At 60.1% G+C, this 16,224-nt stretch carries 19 protein-coding genes; 2 read left to right on the forward strand and 17 right to left on the reverse strand.

Annotated elements, in window-relative coordinates:
* Positions 1-15: 15 nt before the first annotated feature.
* Complete coding sequence (locus tag FHT73_RS17405; protein ID WP_183713316.1) at positions 16-960, reverse strand: nucleoside hydrolase; 945 nt, start codon at positions 958-960, stop codon at positions 16-18.
* A gap of 231 nt (positions 961-1,191) precedes the next feature.
* Between FHT73_RS17405 and FHT73_RS17410 the strand changes: the two genes are divergently transcribed.
* Positions 1,192-1,623, forward strand: coding sequence for an Hsp20 family protein (locus tag FHT73_RS17410; protein WP_112336664.1), 432 nt, complete (start codon positions 1,192-1,194; stop codon positions 1,621-1,623).
* 158 nt (positions 1,624-1,781) lie between these two features.
* Positions 1,782-2,039 (forward strand): DUF1150 family protein, encoded by a 258-nt coding sequence (locus FHT73_RS17415; RefSeq protein WP_112336665.1) that lies wholly within the window; start codon positions 1,782-1,784, stop codon positions 2,037-2,039.
* Positions 2,040-2,198: 159 nt separating this feature from the next.
* On the opposite strand, the gene FHT73_RS17420 is transcribed toward FHT73_RS17415, so the two are convergent.
* The 16 genes from FHT73_RS17420 to FHT73_RS17495 form a co-directional block, all read right to left on the reverse strand.
* The gene (locus FHT73_RS17420) at positions 2,199-2,900 is read right to left on the reverse strand and encodes a tRNA (guanosine(46)-N(7))-methyltransferase TrmB (protein WP_183713319.1); all 702 of its coding nucleotides are present in this window, start codon (positions 2,898-2,900) and stop codon (positions 2,199-2,201) included.
* A complete protein-coding gene (gene metK / locus FHT73_RS17425; protein ID WP_112336667.1) occupies positions 2,897-4,150 on the reverse strand; it encodes a methionine adenosyltransferase in 1,254 nt (417 codons plus the stop codon). Before metK ends, FHT73_RS17420 begins: the two co-directional genes overlap by 4 nt.
* A gap of 192 nt (positions 4,151-4,342) precedes the next feature.
* Positions 4,343-4,762: a helix-turn-helix domain-containing protein gene (locus tag FHT73_RS17430; RefSeq protein WP_041677790.1), complete on the reverse strand. Its 420-nt coding sequence runs from the start codon at positions 4,760-4,762 to the stop codon at positions 4,343-4,345.
* Between the two features lie 151 nt (positions 4,763-4,913).
* Positions 4,914-6,515, reverse strand: a complete 1,602-nt coding sequence (gene lnt / locus FHT73_RS17435; protein WP_183713322.1) for an apolipoprotein N-acyltransferase — start codon at positions 6,513-6,515, stop codon at positions 4,914-4,916.
* Between the two features lie 78 nt (positions 6,516-6,593).
* Positions 6,594-7,763 (reverse strand): hemolysin family protein, encoded by a 1,170-nt coding sequence (locus FHT73_RS17440; RefSeq protein ID WP_112336669.1) that lies wholly within the window; start codon positions 7,761-7,763, stop codon positions 6,594-6,596.
* A 25-nt stretch (positions 7,764-7,788) separates the two neighbouring features.
* A complete protein-coding gene (gene ybeY / locus FHT73_RS17445) occupies positions 7,789-8,295 on the reverse strand; it encodes an rRNA maturation RNase YbeY (RefSeq protein ID WP_183713325.1) in 507 nt (168 codons plus the stop codon).
* 18 nt (positions 8,296-8,313) lie between these two features.
* The gene (locus FHT73_RS17450; protein WP_015338632.1) at positions 8,314-9,366 is read right to left on the reverse strand and encodes a PhoH family protein; all 1,053 of its coding nucleotides are present in this window, start codon (positions 9,364-9,366) and stop codon (positions 8,314-8,316) included.
* Positions 9,367-9,396: 30 nt separating this feature from the next.
* A complete protein-coding gene (gene miaB, locus FHT73_RS17455; protein WP_112609405.1) occupies positions 9,397-10,809 on the reverse strand; it encodes a tRNA (N6-isopentenyl adenosine(37)-C2)-methylthiotransferase MiaB in 1,413 nt (470 codons plus the stop codon).
* Positions 10,810-10,870: 61 nt separating this feature from the next.
* A complete protein-coding gene (locus FHT73_RS17460; RefSeq protein ID WP_112420112.1) occupies positions 10,871-11,668 on the reverse strand; it encodes a lysophospholipid acyltransferase family protein in 798 nt (265 codons plus the stop codon).
* A 30-nt stretch (positions 11,669-11,698) separates the two neighbouring features.
* Positions 11,699-12,127 (reverse strand): Fur family transcriptional regulator, encoded by a 429-nt coding sequence (locus FHT73_RS17465; protein WP_112336673.1) that lies wholly within the window; start codon positions 12,125-12,127, stop codon positions 11,699-11,701.
* Positions 12,128-12,166: 39 nt separating this feature from the next.
* Positions 12,167-12,661 carry an N-acetyltransferase gene (locus FHT73_RS17470; RefSeq protein WP_183713328.1) on the reverse strand — a complete coding sequence of 165 codons (495 nt, stop codon included), beginning with the start codon at positions 12,659-12,661 and terminating at the stop codon, positions 12,167-12,169.
* A 2-nt stretch (positions 12,662-12,663) separates the two neighbouring features.
* Positions 12,664-13,320: a tRNA (adenosine(37)-N6)-threonylcarbamoyltransferase complex dimerization subunit type 1 TsaB gene (tsaB, locus tag FHT73_RS17475; RefSeq protein ID WP_112413381.1), complete on the reverse strand. Its 657-nt coding sequence runs from the start codon at positions 13,318-13,320 to the stop codon at positions 12,664-12,666.
* Positions 13,321-13,346: 26 nt separating this feature from the next.
* A complete protein-coding gene (locus FHT73_RS17480) occupies positions 13,347-13,913 on the reverse strand; it encodes a NifU family protein (RefSeq protein ID WP_183713331.1) in 567 nt (188 codons plus the stop codon).
* A 117-nt stretch (positions 13,914-14,030) separates the two neighbouring features.
* Positions 14,031-14,522 carry a universal stress protein gene (locus FHT73_RS17485; protein ID WP_075855409.1) on the reverse strand — a complete coding sequence of 164 codons (492 nt, stop codon included), beginning with the start codon at positions 14,520-14,522 and terminating at the stop codon, positions 14,031-14,033.
* A gap of 70 nt (positions 14,523-14,592) precedes the next feature.
* A complete protein-coding gene (trpS, locus tag FHT73_RS17490; RefSeq protein WP_183713334.1) occupies positions 14,593-15,657 on the reverse strand; it encodes a tryptophan--tRNA ligase in 1,065 nt (354 codons plus the stop codon).
* Positions 15,658-15,769: 112 nt separating this feature from the next.
* Positions 15,770-16,162: a VOC family protein gene (locus FHT73_RS17495; RefSeq protein ID WP_112609399.1), complete on the reverse strand. Its 393-nt coding sequence runs from the start codon at positions 16,160-16,162 to the stop codon at positions 15,770-15,772.
* Positions 16,163-16,224: the final 62 nt, after the last annotated feature.

The raw sequence follows: 16,224 nt of genomic DNA on the forward strand, positions 1-16,224 counted from the left end.
TCTGATGGAGCCTAATCAGATGCAGGCGAAGCGTTCCGTCAGTAGCGCGAAGAAGCCGTCGGCATCGACATCGCGCATGACCTTGGCGTTGCGCTCGCGGTCGGTGACGTGCCACCAGTCGACGACGGTCATGCCGACCGTCAGTTCTGACGTCACTTCGATTTCCACGTTGCATTCGCGGCCCTTGAAGAGCTCGGGCTTCAGAAGGTAGGCGATAACAGTCGGATCATGCAGCGGACCGCCGTCCGAACCATATTTCTCGATATCGAAACGCTCGAAGAACTGCAGCATTTCGACCATGGCCTTGGCCGGCGGCGTGCCGACTGCGGCGATGCGCTCGACGCGATCCCGGCGCGTCAGCAGCTTGTGGGTGACGTCGAGCGGCATCATGACGATGGGAACGCCCGAACGGAACACCACGTCTGCCGCCTCCGGATCGACATAGATGTTGAACTCGGCGGCCGGCGTGATGTTGCCGCCCTCGAAAAAGCCGCCGCCCATCATCACAAGCTCGCGCACGCGACCAATGATGTCAGGCGCCTTCTGAAACGCCATTGCGATATTGGTCAGCGGGCCGAGCGTGCAGAGGGTCACGGCGCCTTCCGGTTCCCTACGCAGCGTATCGATGATGAAATCGACGGCGTGGCCCGGCTGCAGTTCCATCGTCGGCTCGGAAAGTTCCGGACCATCAAGGCCGGTCTTGCCATGCACATGTTCGGCAGTGACCAGCTTGCGCTTGAGCGGTGCATCAGCGCCGGCAAACACCTTGACGTCGCGACGATCGCAGAGCTCACAGACGATGCGGGCATTACGACTCGTCAACCGCAGCGGCACGTTGCCGGCGACGGTGGTGATGCCAAGCACGTCGATCTCCTGACGGCTGCCGAAGGCGAGGAAGATCGCCGCGGCATCGTCCTGACCGGGGTCGGTATCGATGATGATTTTTCTAGGTTCGGTCATGTCTTCAACTTTCCTCCGGTACAGATCGACAGGCTTTGTCGCGGGTCCGGTCCGGCTTTGTCAAGCGCTCGCTCGCCATGTCACAAAACCATTTTTCACCATGGATTTCGATCTCGCAAATGCGAAGACCTCATGGCTTGCACTCGCAGGCGCGTACTCCCATATTAGGGACAACCGGGTGCTGAAGATCAGGTCCGGAACGGTCGCTTGACACCCAAGGACTTTGAGACGATGAGCCGGACGACTCCCTTTGCCAGCCCGCTGCTTCTGGGCTTCGACACTATGGAAAAGACGCTTGAGCGAATTTCCAAGGTCAGCGACGGTTACCCTCCCTACAATATCGAACGGATGCGCGCGGATCGCCTGTCGGGCGAGCCAGAACGTCTGCGCATCACGCTGGCGGTCGCCGGTTTTTCCGAAGACGAGCTTGACGTCACCACGGAAGAGAACCAGCTGCTGATCCGCGGACGCCAGACGGAACAGGGCGAGCGAGACTATCTCTACCGGGGCATCGCAGCCCGGCAGTTCCAGCGTGTTTTTGTCCTTGCCGACGGCATGCAGGTGCTCGGCGCCACACTGAAGAACGGGCTGCTCTCCGTCGATCTCATTCGGCCGGAACCGAACCGCGTGGTAAAGAAAATTAACATTTCGGTCTCACAGTAGAACAACGGCCTAGAGCCGGATGATTTCAGGCCGAATCAACCTGAAATCCGAATCGGCTCTAGAATCAAAGAACTAGAGCACGACGTCACCCGAAAGCCGCTCACACTTTTGGTCATCATGCTCTGGAGCCGTTGGTTCCTCATACTGGAGGTACGAGCATGTTGTTGAAAGAAGCTAACGCCCGCCTGACCCCATCCGAACTTGCCAATATCGGCACCGGCGAGGTCGCTTATATCAGAAAAATGGATTGGTCCGAAGTATCCCGCTGCTTCCCGGAAGCGCCGGATATCGATCCGGATGTCGATCTGTGGGCGCTTTTCGGCGCCGACGGTACGCCGATCCTGCTTACGGACAATCGATCCAGCACCTTCTATCGTGCTGCCGAAGACGAATTGAAGACGGTCAGCCTGCACTGACCTTGAGCGTCGTCTGGCGGTGAACGTCACCGCCCGCAAGGACCGCATCGAACCGGCCCCTCCTGGCAATGCGCGCATGATCCAGACCACCCAAAACGGCGGTCCTCAAGGGATGATGCGAATATTTCAATTTGAGATTCTCGCCCGCAATTGGAGCGATCAGACCCTCTTGAAGGTCAGATAGGCCGACGAGCGCCCTTCGCGCCTGGCCTTGGCCTCGTAGCGCGTGCTCGGCCAGCCCTCATAGGGCGTCAGCCAGTCGGCAGCATTCTGCGCAGTCCATTCGAAGCCACCATGCGCATGGCAATGCTGCAGCGTCCAATTGATGTAGGTGTCAATGTCGGAGGCAAAGCAGAAGAGCGCCCCGGGCTTCAGGACACGATGGAAGCGGGCAAGGTTCACCTGCGAAACGAAGCGGCGCTTCCAATGCTTCTTCTTCGGCCAGGGATCGGGATAGAGCAGGTCGATCTGGTCCAGGCAGGCGTCAGGCAGCCAATCCAGCACCTGCGTCGCGTCGTCATTGTAGACACGGATGTTGCGCGCGCCAGCGTCGTCGACGCTCGCAAGCAGCTTCTGCATCGAATTGACGAAAGGCTCTACGCCGATAAAGCCGGTCTTCGGCTGCTCCAGCGCCCGGTGGATCAAATGCTCCCCACCGCCGAAACCGATCTCCAAGCGCAGACGCTCGGTCGGCACCGGGAAGAGATCGTTCAGCGGCTGCTGCGCCGGGGCGGAAAGATCGAGGATGAACTGCGGCAGCAATGCTTCCAGCTTTTGGGCCTGCTGGCCGCGCAAGGCTTTACCCTTGCGGCGGCCGAAGAATGCTTCCGTCGCCCGCGACCGGCGCTCGGTATCGATCATGCGGCTTCCCGGAGCTTTACGGCTTCCTTGAGAGCCTTCACCAGGTCCGTACGCTCCCAGGAGAAGGAGCCGTCGCGACCGGCCTTGCGGCCGAAGTGACCGTAAGCCGAGGTCTTGGCGTAGATCGGCTTGTTGAGGTCGAGGTGACGGCGAATGCCGGTGGGCGAAAGGTCCATGTTCTTGCGGATAGCCGCTTCGACCTGATCCTCGGTGACGTCCTTGCCCGTGCCGTGCAGGTCGACATAGATCGACAGCGGCTGGGCAACGCCGATCGCGTAGGAGAGCTGGATCGTGCAGCGATCGGCAAGACCGGCGGCAACGACGTTCTTTGCAAGGTAGCGCGCAGCATAGGCAGCGGAACGGTCGACCTTGGTCGTGTCCTTGCCCGAGAAAGCACCGCCGCCATGTGGGGCAGCGCCGCCGTAGGTATCGACGATGATCTTGCGGCCGGTGAGGCCGGCATCACCGTCCGGACCGCCGATGACGAACTTGCCCGTGGGGTTGATGTACCACTTGCAGTCGGAGGCAATCTTCAGGTCGCCGAGCGCTTCGCGGATATAGGGCTCGACGACGGCGCGTACCTTCTTCGAATCCCAGCTGTCGTCGAGATGCTGGGTCGACAGCACGATCGAGGCCACTTCGGAGGGCTTGCCGTCGACATAGCGAACCGTCACCTGGCTCTTGGCGTCAGGCCCGAGCTTGGCGACTTCGCCATCGCCCTTCTTGCGGGCGGTTGCGAGCAGCTGCAGGATCTTGTGGGAATAGTAGATCGGCGCCGGCATGAGGTCGGGCGTTTCCTTGCAGGCGTAGCCGAACATGATGCCCTGGTCGCCGGCACCTTCGTCACCCTGCTGGTCGGCGGCATTGTCGACGCCCTGGGCGATATCGGCGGACTGCGAGTGCAGAAGCACATCGATGCGGGCCTTCTTCCAATGGAAGCCGTCCTGCTCGTAGCCGATATCCTTGATGGCGCGGCGGGCGGCGGCCTTGAACTTCGAAGGATTGATGACGTCGTTGCCGTCCTTGTCCTTCTTCATCAGGCTCGGCGGAAGACGAACCTCACCGGCGATGACGACGCGGTTGGTGGTGGCAAGGGTCTCACATGCAATGCGCACGCTCCAAGGGTTCACGCCGGTCTTTGTGGCCTCGCGGTAAACCAGATCGACGATTTCATCGGAAATGCGGTCACAAACTTTATCCGGGTGACCTTCGGCAACAGACTCACTCGTAAACAGATAATTCGCGCGCATACGGGATTCCCCTCAAAGAACAAATCTCTGCTTTTGATATTCGTCTCCGGCGTGAAAAACAAGTCGCACAAGGACATAAATATATCTTTATATCCCCGCCAAAGTGATAAAATTTTGCCTTAAATAGGGGAAAGGCGGCCAAAACGGCCGCCTCTCGACTTTCTCGATCTTCGCTTGCTTTCGAAGTACTGCTTACTCAGCGTCAGCCTCGGCCGCGAGTGCCTTGACCAACTCGACAACCTTGCGTCGGACCTTGCCATCGGAAATCTTCACGAAGGCGCGGTTAAGCTGCAATCCTTCGGAAGAGGACAGAAAGTCGACGACGTAGTTGGAACTGGATGCTTCGGCCATGCCGCCGGCACCGGCTGCGTGCTCACCCGGCGCGTCCTCGAAAAAGAAGGAGACCGGGACATTGAGGATGCTGGAGATGTTCTGGAGGCGGCTGGCGCCGACGCGATTGGTGCCTTTTTCGTATTTCTGAATCTGCTGAAACGTAATTCCGAGGCTTTCGCCGAGCTTCTCCTGGCTCATACCAAGCATCGTGCGGCGGAGGCGTATGCGGCTACCGACATGAATGTCGATGGGGTTCGGCTTCTTTTTATTCTCTATCATCATTTTACCCTAACATAGGTTGAATTCAGGACCTGCCACCCGGTACCCTTCTCCACCCCTATAACGCTACGTTGCAGCCGATGCCCCCAAGGCCTCCAGTCTACGTTCAAAAGGCGGATGTCTAGCACTATGCAATTTTAGGGTTTTTTGGTCAATTCACCCTAAAAATAAAACCCATGCGCGAAATCGCAGCGACCATACCGGCCACAGCGATGATCAACCAAAAGTATGTTTTTCTGGCCTTATCGTCGATGCGCGAAACGGTTGCGCCACCCAGAGTAGCATCAATAAAGCCTTGCTGGTTATAATCGATACCAGAAAGCAGACGTCCGTGTGCATCAACAAATGCTGAAATACCAGTATTGGCGCTCCGAATCAGCGGTAATCCCTGCTCCACCGCTCTCACTCTTGCCTGCAGGAAATGCTGGTATGGGCCTGGCGTATCGCCAAACCAGCCGTCGTTCGTAACGTTAAGGATGGCGTTGGCCTGCCTGATCTCCGGGGTCATCTCGTTCGGAAAAATGATCTCGTAACAGATCAGCGGATAGAATTTCAGGCCATCCGGCATGCTCAGCAATTCCCGTTTGGCGGCCGCTGAAAACCCTCCCGGCAGTTCGATGACATTTTCGATGCCGAGATAGCCGAGGATATGTTCGAAGGGGACGTATTCTCCGAAAGGAACCAGATGGGTCTTGTCGGAGGCCCCGATGATCTGACCTCGCCCATCGATGACGTAAATGGAGTTATAATAGCGCGGATCCACGCCGGGTCCCATATCTTCGATGCGGACGGCGCCGGTAATCAGGATCTGGTCGTCATCGAGCTGATCGGCGATGCGGGCGAGCGCGTCGCGATTGTCGGTGAGGATGAAGGGCACGGCCGTTTCCGGCCAGACGATGATGTCAGGCCGCTTGCCGCCATTGGCAGGCGGCTGCACGGAAAGTGCCAGGTGCCTGTCGAAGATGGCGGCACGATCGGCGGCGGTGTCCATCTTGGTTTCCTGGTCGATGGAAGGCTGGACGATACGCACGACAGGCGCCGTCTTGGCGCCCGCCAGCGGCGCCGCCGGCTGGCTCAGTGCATAATAGCCATAGCCGAAATGGGCTGAAACGATGAGAACGGCAAGCCCGAGCCCCGGCACCCGGCCCTGGCGCGTGCCGAGCAATGCCGGTGCCGCGAAGACGAAGACGGCAAGCACGGTGACCCCGAGCACCCCGATCACATGCGCCGATTGCATCATCAGCGGAATGGGCATGGCGCCATAGCCAATGGCATTCCAGGGAAAGCCGGTGAAAAGAAAGCTGCGCAGCCATTCTAGAATGCCGAAGCTGAAGGCAAGCGCGGCGATGCGTCCCATGCCATCGGACCACAGGATGCGGGCAAGCATGGTCGCAACGCCGTAGAAGACGGCCAGGAAGGCGGGAAGACCGAGGATCGCGAGCGGCAAGGCCCAGGCGAACTCGTCGGCATCGATCAGCAGCGCGTGGCCGAGCCACCAGAGGCCGGCGACAAAATAACCGAAGCCGAACAGCCAACCGGTGAAGAAAGCCGGCCATAGACGCCCGAGCAGACCGCTATCCGGGCCGGCGGCAACGCCATCCAGCAGCCAGACCAGCAGCGTGAAAGAAATGAACATCGCCGCGAAGAAGCCGAAGGGCGGCAGCGCCAGCACCCCGATGGCTCCAGCAAGGATTGCAAGCAACGCACGTTTGAAACCCCAGACGAGGATCACCTTGCCCGAAAGCCATTCCATGCGCCAGCTCCGTCCAATCGCGAATCAACTGGCGGCAGTCTTTCAAAAAAGCAGCGATTTGTCCCGCTGAAGCGCCATTTATTGGCTGGCGGCATTGCGTTCGGTTGGCATTTCCTCGGCGATCGCTTCGTGGGCCAGCAAGCCGCGTTCAGACGTTCCCGCTTCGCCCTCGAGCTTTGCTGGACGACGCCGGACGGCATGACGCTTGCGTGTGATGCGCACCCGCTTGATGCGGCGCGGATCGGCATCGAGAATATGAAACTCGAAACCCGGAAGCGCCTGCACCACCTCACCGCGCACGGGAATGCGTCCGAGCGCGGAGAAGATCAGGCCACCAAGCGTATCCACCTCGTCCACCTGCTCGGCGATATCGAAATCAGGGCCGATCGCAGCGGCGATCTCCTCCAGCTCGACACGGGCGTCGGCAACAAAGACGTCCTCGGAGACGCGCTTGAACATGACTTCTTCATCATCATGCTCGTCGTCGATATCGCCAACGACCATTTCGACGATGTCCTCATGCGAGGCCAGACCGTCCGTGCCGCCATATTCGTCGATGACGAGGGCCATCTGCGTGCGGTTGACCTGCATGCGGCGCAGCAGGTCGGAGGCGAGCATCGAGGGCGGCACGAAGAGGATCTTGCGGATGATGCCGGCCTCAGCCAGCGTCTTCTGCAGATCGACGCGCGAAAGATCGAAATTTGGCTTGGCGGACCGCACCGGCTTTTCGGCCGCAGGTGCTGCTGTTGCGGCGGCCGCCGTTTTAGCACTGCCACTGCGGCGCTTGTTGCGAGCCTGCTTGGCAACATAGGACAGCAGGTCGCGGATATGCACCATGCCACGCGGATCATCCAGCGTATCGGCATAGACGGGCATGCGTGAACGGCCGCTTTCCTCGAAGAGGATCATCAGCTCGCCGATGGTGATATTCTGGTCCACGGCCTCGATATCGGCGCGCGGCACCATGACATCCTCGACGCGCACCTCGCGGAAGCGCAGGATATTGTGCAGCATCGCCCGCTCGTCCGCGGAGAAGGCGTCGTCGCCGGCCGCGTTGGTCATCAGCGCGTCGGCAAGGTCCTCGCGCAACCGGGCGGAATCCTGTGCCGGGCGCAAAATGCGCGCGGCACGTGCCCAAAAGGAAGAATGGGATCGCTTGCCGTTGCTACTACTGCCTACCTCGTCGGAGGAGGCTGCATCGGCTCCGTCTTTGGCCTCGGGGGCCGATCTCGTCGTAAAGTCGCTCATTGTTCCTGGTCAGACAGGGTTCAGATCAAATGGGGTCTTGTCCCGCATAGGGATCAGATAGGCCAAGACTAGCCAAAATGCGAGTCTCCAGCCCCTCCATTCTTTCGGCTTCGCTATTATTCATATGGTCGTAGCCGAAGAGATGCAAGAAACCATGCACCATCAAATGCGTAAGATGGTCGTCAAAACTCTTTTCGAGTTCCACCGCCTCACGCTCCACCGTTTCCCTGGCGATGATGATATCGCCCAGCATCGGGCCGGGCATGCCGCCGGGTTCAAGCGGAAAAGCTGGAAAAGAAAGAACGTTCGTCGCCTTGTCCTGAGAGCGCCACTCCGCATTGATCTCGCGGATCGAGGCATCGTCGGTGAAAACCAGCGACAATTCGGGCGCCATTTTTGGAAATGGCTGCTTCTCGTTTTTCTTGAGATAATTTACAGCTTCGCCCAGCACGCGCTCGGCAAGCGACTGCAATATTTCTTCGGAAGGCCAATCGCCCTCCTCCACGCTGATCTGTATGTCGAGTTCGGCCATGAGCTTTCGGGCCGCAGATCAGATCTGCGGATCGCTTTCCTCTGCCTTTGCGGCATAGGTGGAATCATAGGCCCGGACGATGCGCGCCACCAGCGGATGGCGGACGACGTCCGTATCCTTGAAGCGGACGATGGTGATGCCCTCGACGCCGTTCAGCAGCTCTAGCGCCTCCACCAGGCCGGACTTGACGCCGCGCGGCAAGTCGATCTGGCTTGGGTCGCCCGTCACGATCATCCGCGAATTTTCGCCGAGACGCGTCAGGAACATTTTCATCTGCATGGATGTCGTGTTCTGCGCTTCGTCGAGGATGACGGCGGCATTGGCAAGCGTGCGGCCACGCATGAAAGCGAGCGGCGCGATCTCGATGACGCCTGCCGTTATGGCACGTTCGACCTTGTCGCCAGGCATCATGTCGTAAAGCGCGTCGTAGAGCGGGCGTAGATAGGGATCGACCTTTTCCTTCATGTCGCCGGGCAGGAAGCCGAGGCGCTCGCCGGCTTCGACGGCCGGGCGCGACAGGATGATCTTTTCCACCGCACCGCGCTCCAGGAGCTGGGCAGCATGCGCGACGGCGAGATAGGTCTTGCCGGTACCGGCAGGGCCGACGCCGAGGACGAGCTCGGAACGCTCCAGTGCCCGCATATAGGCATCCTGCGTCGGCGTGCGCGCAATGATCGTCTTCTTGCGCGTCGAAATCTGCGCCATCGTCAACTTGGCTTTTCTCTCCATGGTCGGCAGCGTCAATTGATCGTCGGCGGCAACCGCCATGCGGATTGCCCCTTCCACATCGGAACGCTCTACATTGCCGCCTTTTTGCAGCTTGTCATAGAGGTAATCGAGCGTGCGGCGCGCCTGATTGGTGGCCAGCACATCGCCTGTTATGACGACGGAATTGCCGCGAGCGCGCGCATCTATGCCGAGGCGCTCCTCCAGAAGCTTCAGATTCTGGTCGAACTGCCCGAAAAGTTCGCTGGCGAACCGATTGTTTTCGAACGTCAGGGTGAAGTGATTGGCGTCGCTCGCGATGCGGGGCTGGCGCGATGAAGAAGAAACCAATTCCTGTCCGTTCAAGCGGTGCGGCTCCTTTGGTCCGTCCGGAACCTAGAGCAATTCAGCGAAAAGGCTGTTGGTGCTGGTTCCGGTGATTCGTACGTTTATAATGTCACCGATTTGCGATGCTTTTGCATCAACATTCACAGATTGCAGCCAAGGGGAGCGTCCAATCAACTGGCCCGGCATCCGGCCCGGCTTTTCCAGAAGGATATCCACTGTTTTGCCGACGCAAGCCTCCGCAAACGCATGCTGCTGCCGCAGGAGCAACGCCTGCAATCGCTCCAGCCGCTCGGTCTTGACCTCTTCGGGCACCTGATCCTTCAGCTCCGCACCGGGCGTGCCCGGCCGCGTCGAATATTTGAACGAGAAGGCCTGTGCATAATTCACCTCCTCGATAAGCTTCAGTGTATCCTCAAAATCCTGGTCTGTCTCCCCCGGGAAGCCGACGATAAAGTCACCAGAAAGGGCGATATCCGGGCGTGCAGTACGGATCTTCTCGATAAGCGTCAGGTATTCAGCCGCCGTATGCCGTCGGTTCATTGCCTTCAGGATGCGATCCGAGCCGGCCTGAACCGGAAGATGCAGATAGGGCATCAGCGTGCGCAGGTCGCGATGGGCACCGATCAGGCGATCATCCATGTCGCGCGGGTGGCTGGTCGTGTAGCGTAGGCGCGCGAGACCGGGGATTTGAGCGAGGCGATAGAGGAGATCGCCGAGGCTCCAGGCTTCGCCCTTCGGGCCGATGCCGTGCCATGCATTGACGTTCTGGCCGAGCAGCGTGATCTCGCGAACGCCGCCATCCACCAGCTTCTCGGCTTCCTCGACGATCTGGGAGACCGGGCGGGAGACTTCGGAGCCGCGCGTATAGGGCACGACGCAGAAGGTGCAGAACTTGTCGCAGCCTTCCTGCACCGTCAGGAAGGCAGTGACGCCGCGGGCGCGGATCTTCGCCTTCTCTGCGATCGGCAGGTGTTCGAACTTGTCCTCAATCGCATATTCCGTGTCGACGACGCGCTGGCCTTCCTTGGCGCGACGCAGCGCGTCCGGCAGGCGATGATAGGTCTGCGGACCGATGACGACATCGACGGCAGGCGCGCGACGCAGGATTTCCTCGCCCTCGGCCTGAGCAACGCAGCCGGTAACGCCAATCATCATCTCGCGGCCGTCGGCGGCTTTGCGCTTCTTCATTTCGCGCAGGCGGCCAAGCGCGGAATAGACCTTTTCGGCCGCCTTCTCACGGATATGGCAGGTATTCAAAAGGACGAGATCGGCCTCTTCCATGTCCTCGGTCGGCTCGTAGCCGTCACGGGCAAGCGCATCGCTCATCCGCGTGGAATCATAGACGTTCATCTGGCAGCCGTAGGTCTTGATGAAAACCTTGCGGCTGTTGGAGCCGTCGCGGGGGCCGAGCTGCAGAGTGTCGGTCGCCGGGGCGTCGAGGGTCAGGCTGTCCTTTGTCATGGGCCGCTATGTAGTGGCTTTTGCCTTCGGAGAAAATGGAAAAGTTGGAATCACCTGGAAATCAGGCGATCTCGCGCCCGAGCAGGCGGCTGGCAAGCATATTGCGGATCCGCTTGGCGATAGTGGCACTGACTTCCTTGCGATTGGTGCCGGCGCGATAATCCACCGCCTCGCCGAAACAGACGTCGACATCGATGGCACCGCACTGGATGATGCCCTTCAGGTGCGGCACAAGCTCGATATCACCGGGCCACGCCGTCAGCGGGCGATAGTAGCGGCCCATCGGCGTTCCATGGACGCGGGTATAGGCGACCGCGACCGGCTGGACATGCACGACGGCATCCGGCGTCTTCGGCAGGGCGGCAGCGGCAGCACCGAACAGCGAGGATTTGACTTCGAGCAGCCGATTGCCGTCCGAGGTCGTCCCCTCGGGAAACAGTACCATGATTTCGCCGTCTGCCATGCGGTCGGCGATCTCATTCACCTGCTCGCCGGTCTTGCGCTTCTGCTCGCGCTCGACGAAGACACTCTTCTGCCATTGTGCGAAAAGTCCGAAGATCGGCCAGTCCCGCACTTCGGACTTGGCGATGAAGGAGACGTCAGCAACCGCCGACAACACGAGAATATCGAGCCAGGACGAGTGGTTGGACGCCAGCATCAGAGGCCGGCTCGTCTCCATCTTGCCGACCACGTGGATGCGCACACCAAGCCAATAGCAGACGATGCGATGCCAGTAGCGCGGCAGATAGCGCCGAAGCTTCCAGTCAAAGCGCAGGCAGAGGATCTGCAGCGGCAGCATCACCGCGCTGACGACGCCAATGACCACGGCGGCACAGCCGATGCGCAGCCAGGTCATCAAATCGCGCGCTCCTGCATGAAAGCCTTCACGTCAACCTTCGTCCTTCTTCAGCGGGATGCCGTAAAGCTCCAGCCGGTGGTCGACGAGTTTGAAGCCATGTTCACGGGCAATGCGTTCCTGCAAAGCCTCGATCTCCGGCGAATGGAATTCGATTACCGCGCCGCTTTTCAGGTCGATCAGGTGATCGTGATGTTCCTCCGGCACGGTCTCGTAGCGGGAGCGGCCATCGCGAAAATCGTGTCGGGCAAGAAGGCCGGCATCCTCGAACAACTTTACCGTGCGATAGACCGTGGAAATCGAGATTTTCGCATCCACCTGCACGGAGCGTCGATAGAGCTCCTCGACATCCGGGTGATCGCCGGAGCTCTCGATGATGCGCGCAATGACCCGGCGCTGGTCCGTCATGCGCATGCCACGCTCGGCGCAAAGCTCCTCCAGGGATTTTACGGCATCATCCATCGATTGCTGTCTTCGGTCTGTTGGGACTGTGACAAGGGACTAGCGAAGAACGCGGCGCATGACAAGCGCCGTCGACCTCTGGCCGTTTTCGCCGACATAGTAAGCCTTGCGCTCACCGACCGTCTCGAAACCGAGCTTGCGATAAAGGCCGAGGGCCGGCTGATTGCTGCCGTCGACTTCGAGAAACATGGTTTCGCCACCGCGATTGCGGGTTTCACGCAAAGCCGCTTGCATGAGGCGCCAGCCAAGGCCGGAGCGTCCGAGTTTGGCGTTGACGGCGATCGTCAGGATTTCGCTCTCGCCCGCCACATGCCGAGCCAGCACGAAGCCTGGAAGCGCCTTTTTGAGGATGGCGTTGGTCTGGCGGGCGACGAAGCCGAAGGTGGTCTCCTGAGAAAGGAGACCCTGAAATTCAGTCTCGTCCCAAACCCGCTGGAACCGTTCGCCATGCAGGAGCGCCACTTCGGCGCAATCCTTCAGTTCCATCGGGACGATTTCGTATTCGGCTTTCAAGGTCAGATAAGATTCGAGCATGTCTATTGCCTGGCAACTGCGTATCCGGCCTGCGGTCTGGCATCGGGTCCGCGAAGATAAAGCGGCTTCGGCTTTTCGCCGGCAGGCTTGCCAGCGCCCAGCCGGGCGACGATGGCAATCGGAAATGCGTCTGGCCGCTCCGCAGGCGGCGCGTCGCTCAACCGGGCGACGGCCGTTCCAGTGACGATACCATCAAAGGCGCCGGCGATTGCCCGCGCTTCGTCGATCGTCACGGCCCGAGCCTCGTCCAGCGGGTTGCCATCGGCACCGAAGCTCTGGAGATAGATCTCCTCGCGCTTGGCATCGATGGCAGCCAGAACCGACTTGCCCGGATTCTGTGCTCTGGCGGTCGCGGCCATGACCTCGAGGGTCGTGATGCCGACTGCTGGAACATTGAGGGAAAGTGCAAATCCGCGTGCGGCTGCAACGCCGATGCGGATACCGGTGAAGGAACCGGGGCCGACGGTCACGACGACACGCTCGATCGCCGAAAGCGCTACGCCGGCTTTCGCCAGCGCTCCGTCGACAACGTGCATCAGATGCTCGGCATGCCCCCGTCCGATCGTTTCCGTGACCTCCCCCATCACAGAATCACTGCCGCTATCATACACAGCGGCAGCGCAATCCACACCTGCCGTGTCGAGCGCCAGTACGATCATGTCAAATTTTCCGAAAAGCCTGAATATTAAACGGCTTCGACTTCCTGAACTTCGGGCACGAAATGGCGCAGCAGGTTCTGCACGCCATGCTTCAGCGTCGCCGTCGAGGACGGGCAACCGGCGCAGGAACCCTTCATGTTGAGATAGACCTTGCCGTCACGGAAGCCGCGGAAGGTGATGTCGCCGCCATCCTGGGCAACGGCCGGACGAACACGCGTCTCCAGCAGCTCCTTGATGGTCAGCACGATCGATTCATCGCCTTCATCGAAGAATTCGCCGCCGGCATCCTGCACTTCGGAGAGAACCGACGCCGAGCCCATGACCGGCTTGCCGGACATGAAATGCTCCATGATCGAACCGAGAATGGCTGGCTTCAGATGTTGCCACTCTTGATTTTCCTTGGAAACGGAAATGAAGTCGTAGCCGAAGTAAACGCCGATGACGCCCGGGATTTCGAAAAGGCGGGCAGCCAGCGGCGAAGCTTCGGCTTCCTCGGCGCTACGGAACTCGGCCGTGCCGTTTTCCATCACCACCTTGCCCGGCAGGAACTTGAAGGTCGCGGGGTTCGGCGTCGCTTCGGTCTGAATGAACATCTTGATCTCCATGCGGCGGGCGAAAACCCTGTCCCGACTTTAGAATATTTCAAAAGAAAATAGGCCTTTTGGCCATTCTATTCAAGAGAATGTTTCTCAAGAAATGGCGTCGATCCATCAACTCAGAGCGTCGATTTCCTCGTTGCTCAGCGTGTCCGGAAGCACCGTCACCGGGATCGGAAAGGCAGCTGCGCGACCGGCGATCGACGACACCAGCGGGCCGGGACCTTCCTTGGCGGAACCGGCGGCAAGCACGAGAAGAGCGATATCCCGGTCATCCTCGATGACGGCATTGATCTGCTCGGCGGCAGCGCCCTCGCGGATGACGATTTCCGCATCGATGCCGATGTTTTCGCGCACGGCCTGCGCCGCCTTTGCGGTTGCTGCCTCGGCCTCCTCGCGCGCTTCAGCCCGCATGATCTCCTCGACCCCAAGCCATTGCTGGAAGTCGCCCTCGGGGATCACATAAAGCAGAACGAGGCCGCCATTGGAGTTCTTGGCGCGCCGGCCGGCATAATGGACGGCACGCTGGCATTCTGGGGTGCCGTCGATGACCGCCATGAACTTGCGGCGATGACCTTCGAGCCGTGAGAGACGTTTTGAAACCATGCGGCGATTCTGACACCCGAAGACGACGTTTTGCAAGCCCCCGATTCAGGCGGCGGCCTGCATGCCGATATCAATAGAGAAAGCCGATAATATCGCGAACCTGCTTCATGGTCACATCAGCGCGAGCGCGGGCGCGGGCGCCGCCATCGCGCAGCACGGCGTCGATATGGCCGGGATCGGCCATCAGGCGGCGCATTTCCGTCGTGACCGGCGAGAGCACATGTACGGCGAGATCGACCAGCGCCGGCTTGAAGACGGAGAACTGCTGGCCGCCGAATTCGGAGAGAACCTCCGCCTTCGACTTGTCGGCAAGGGCTGCGTAGATGCCCACCAGATTGTCGGCTTCCGGACGACCGGCGAGACCGGCGATTTCGCTCGGCAAGCCATCCGGATCTGTCTTGGCCTTGCGGATTTTCTTGGAGATGTTTTCCTCATCATCGAGCAGGTTGATGCGTGAGAGGTCCGAGGCGTCGGATTTCGACATCTTCTTCGTGCCGTCACGTAACGACATGACGCGCGGCGCCGGGCCATCGATCAGGGGCTCGACCATAGGAAAATAGGCATGCACCGGCTCGTCGCCGACTGATATGTCAATGCCGTAGCCCGTGCGGCGGATATGCTCCATGTAGTCCAGATTGAACTTCATGGCGATGTCGCGGGTCAGCTCCAGATGCTGCTTCTGGTCGTCGCCGACCGGAACATGAGTGGCGCGATAGAGCAGAATGTCGGCGGCCATCAGGCTCGGATAGGCATAAAGACCGAGCGAGGCCTGCTCGCGGTCCTTGCCGGCCTTGTCCTTGAACTGCGTCATGCGGTTCATCCAGCCGATACGGGCGACGCAGTTGAAGATCCAGGCAAGCTCGGCATGGCCGGGCACGGCCGACTGATTGAAGACGATATGCTTTTCCGGGTCGATGCCGGCGGCAAGGAAGGCCGCGGTGATCGAGCGCGTCTGGTTCGGCATGTCCTCATGCACGAGCTGAGCGGTCAGCGCATGCATGTCGACGACGCAATAGATGCAGTCGTTGTTGGCCTGCAGGGCCACGAACTTGCGGATCGCGCCAAGATAGTTACCGAGGTGGAGGTTGCCGGTCGGCTGAACGCCGGAGAATACGAGCGGCTTGAATTCGGTCATGTCGTCCTCAAAAGGCTTGTGGAGGGCCTGGGCGAGCTCACACTCGACCCCTGGTTTCGAGCGGCTTATGCACGCGGGATCGGCGGGGATCAAGAGGCCATGTGACAGAGTTTCACGAAGAATGCTGGATCAGGTCCCAGGTGTTGCCATAGGGATCGGCGAAGACGGCCACCGTGCCATAGACCTCATGGCGCGGCTCCTCCAGAAAACGCACGCCCTTTGCCTTCATCGCGGCATGATCGCGGGCGAAATCATCGGTCTTGAGAAAGAAGCCGACGCGGCCACCGGTCTGATTGCCGATCGCTGCGCGCTGGCTGTCGCTGGCGGCTTGAGCGAGCAATAGCGCGGCGCCCTCGGTGCCTTTCGGCCTGACGACAACCCAGCGCTTACCTTCCGGCTGCACCTCGTCAGCCAAGCACTCGAAGCCAAGGGCATCGCAATAGAAGGCTTTGGCACAGTCGTAATCATCGATGACGAGGGCGACGAGAAAGAGGGATTGGGGCATGGGGCTCCGCTTCTGGCAAAATCGTCCCCTCGCCCCGCTTGCGGGGAGAGGGCTAGGGTGAG

This window comes from Rhizobium sp. BK098, from assembly GCF_014193155.1.
Classification (GTDB): Bacteria; Pseudomonadota; Alphaproteobacteria; order Rhizobiales; family Rhizobiaceae; genus Rhizobium.

Bases quoted from the DNA above. Each gene is read 5' to 3' on its own strand.
- FHT73_RS17405 (WP_183713316.1), bottom strand. From the start codon at position 960: ATGACCGAACCTAGAAAAATCATCATCGATACCGACCCCGGTCAGGAC.
- FHT73_RS17410 (WP_112336664.1), top strand. From the start codon at position 1,192: ATGAGCCGGACGACTCCCTTTGCCAGCCCGCTGCTTCTGGGCTTCGAC.
- FHT73_RS17415 (WP_112336665.1), top strand. From the start codon at position 1,782: ATGTTGTTGAAAGAAGCTAACGCCCGCCTGACCCCATCCGAACTTGCC.
- FHT73_RS17420 (WP_183713319.1), bottom strand. From the start codon at position 2,900: ATGATCGATACCGAGCGCCGGTCGCGGGCGACGGAAGCATTCTTCGGC.
- metK (WP_112336667.1), bottom strand. From the start codon at position 4,150: ATGCGCGCGAATTATCTGTTTACGAGTGAGTCTGTTGCCGAAGGTCAC.
- FHT73_RS17430 (WP_041677790.1), bottom strand. From the start codon at position 4,762: ATGATAGAGAATAAAAAGAAGCCGAACCCCATCGACATTCATGTCGGT.
- lnt (WP_183713322.1), bottom strand. From the start codon at position 6,515: ATGGAATGGCTTTCGGGCAAGGTGATCCTCGTCTGGGGTTTCAAACGT.
- FHT73_RS17440 (WP_112336669.1), bottom strand. From the start codon at position 7,763: ATGAGCGACTTTACGACGAGATCGGCCCCCGAGGCCAAAGACGGAGCC.
- ybeY (WP_183713325.1), bottom strand. From the start codon at position 8,295: ATGGCCGAACTCGACATACAGATCAGCGTGGAGGAGGGCGATTGGCCT.
- miaB (WP_112609405.1), bottom strand. From the start codon at position 10,809: ATGACAAAGGACAGCCTGACCCTCGACGCCCCGGCGACCGACACTCTG.
- FHT73_RS17465 (WP_112336673.1), bottom strand. From the start codon at position 12,127: ATGGATGATGCCGTAAAATCCCTGGAGGAGCTTTGCGCCGAGCGTGGC.
- FHT73_RS17470 (WP_183713328.1), bottom strand. From the start codon at position 12,661: ATGCTCGAATCTTATCTGACCTTGAAAGCCGAATACGAAATCGTCCCG.
- tsaB (WP_112413381.1), bottom strand. From the start codon at position 13,320: ATGATCGTACTGGCGCTCGACACGGCAGGTGTGGATTGCGCTGCCGCT.
- FHT73_RS17480 (WP_183713331.1), bottom strand. From the start codon at position 13,913: ATGTTCATTCAGACCGAAGCGACGCCGAACCCCGCGACCTTCAAGTTC.
- FHT73_RS17485 (WP_075855409.1), bottom strand. From the start codon at position 14,522: ATGGTTTCAAAACGTCTCTCACGGCTCGAAGGTCATCGCCGCAAGTTC.
- trpS (WP_183713334.1), bottom strand. From the start codon at position 15,657: ATGACCGAATTCAAGCCGCTCGTATTCTCCGGCGTTCAGCCGACCGGC.
- FHT73_RS17495 (WP_112609399.1), bottom strand. From the start codon at position 16,162: ATGCCCCAATCCCTCTTTCTCGTCGCCCTCGTCATCGATGATTACGAC.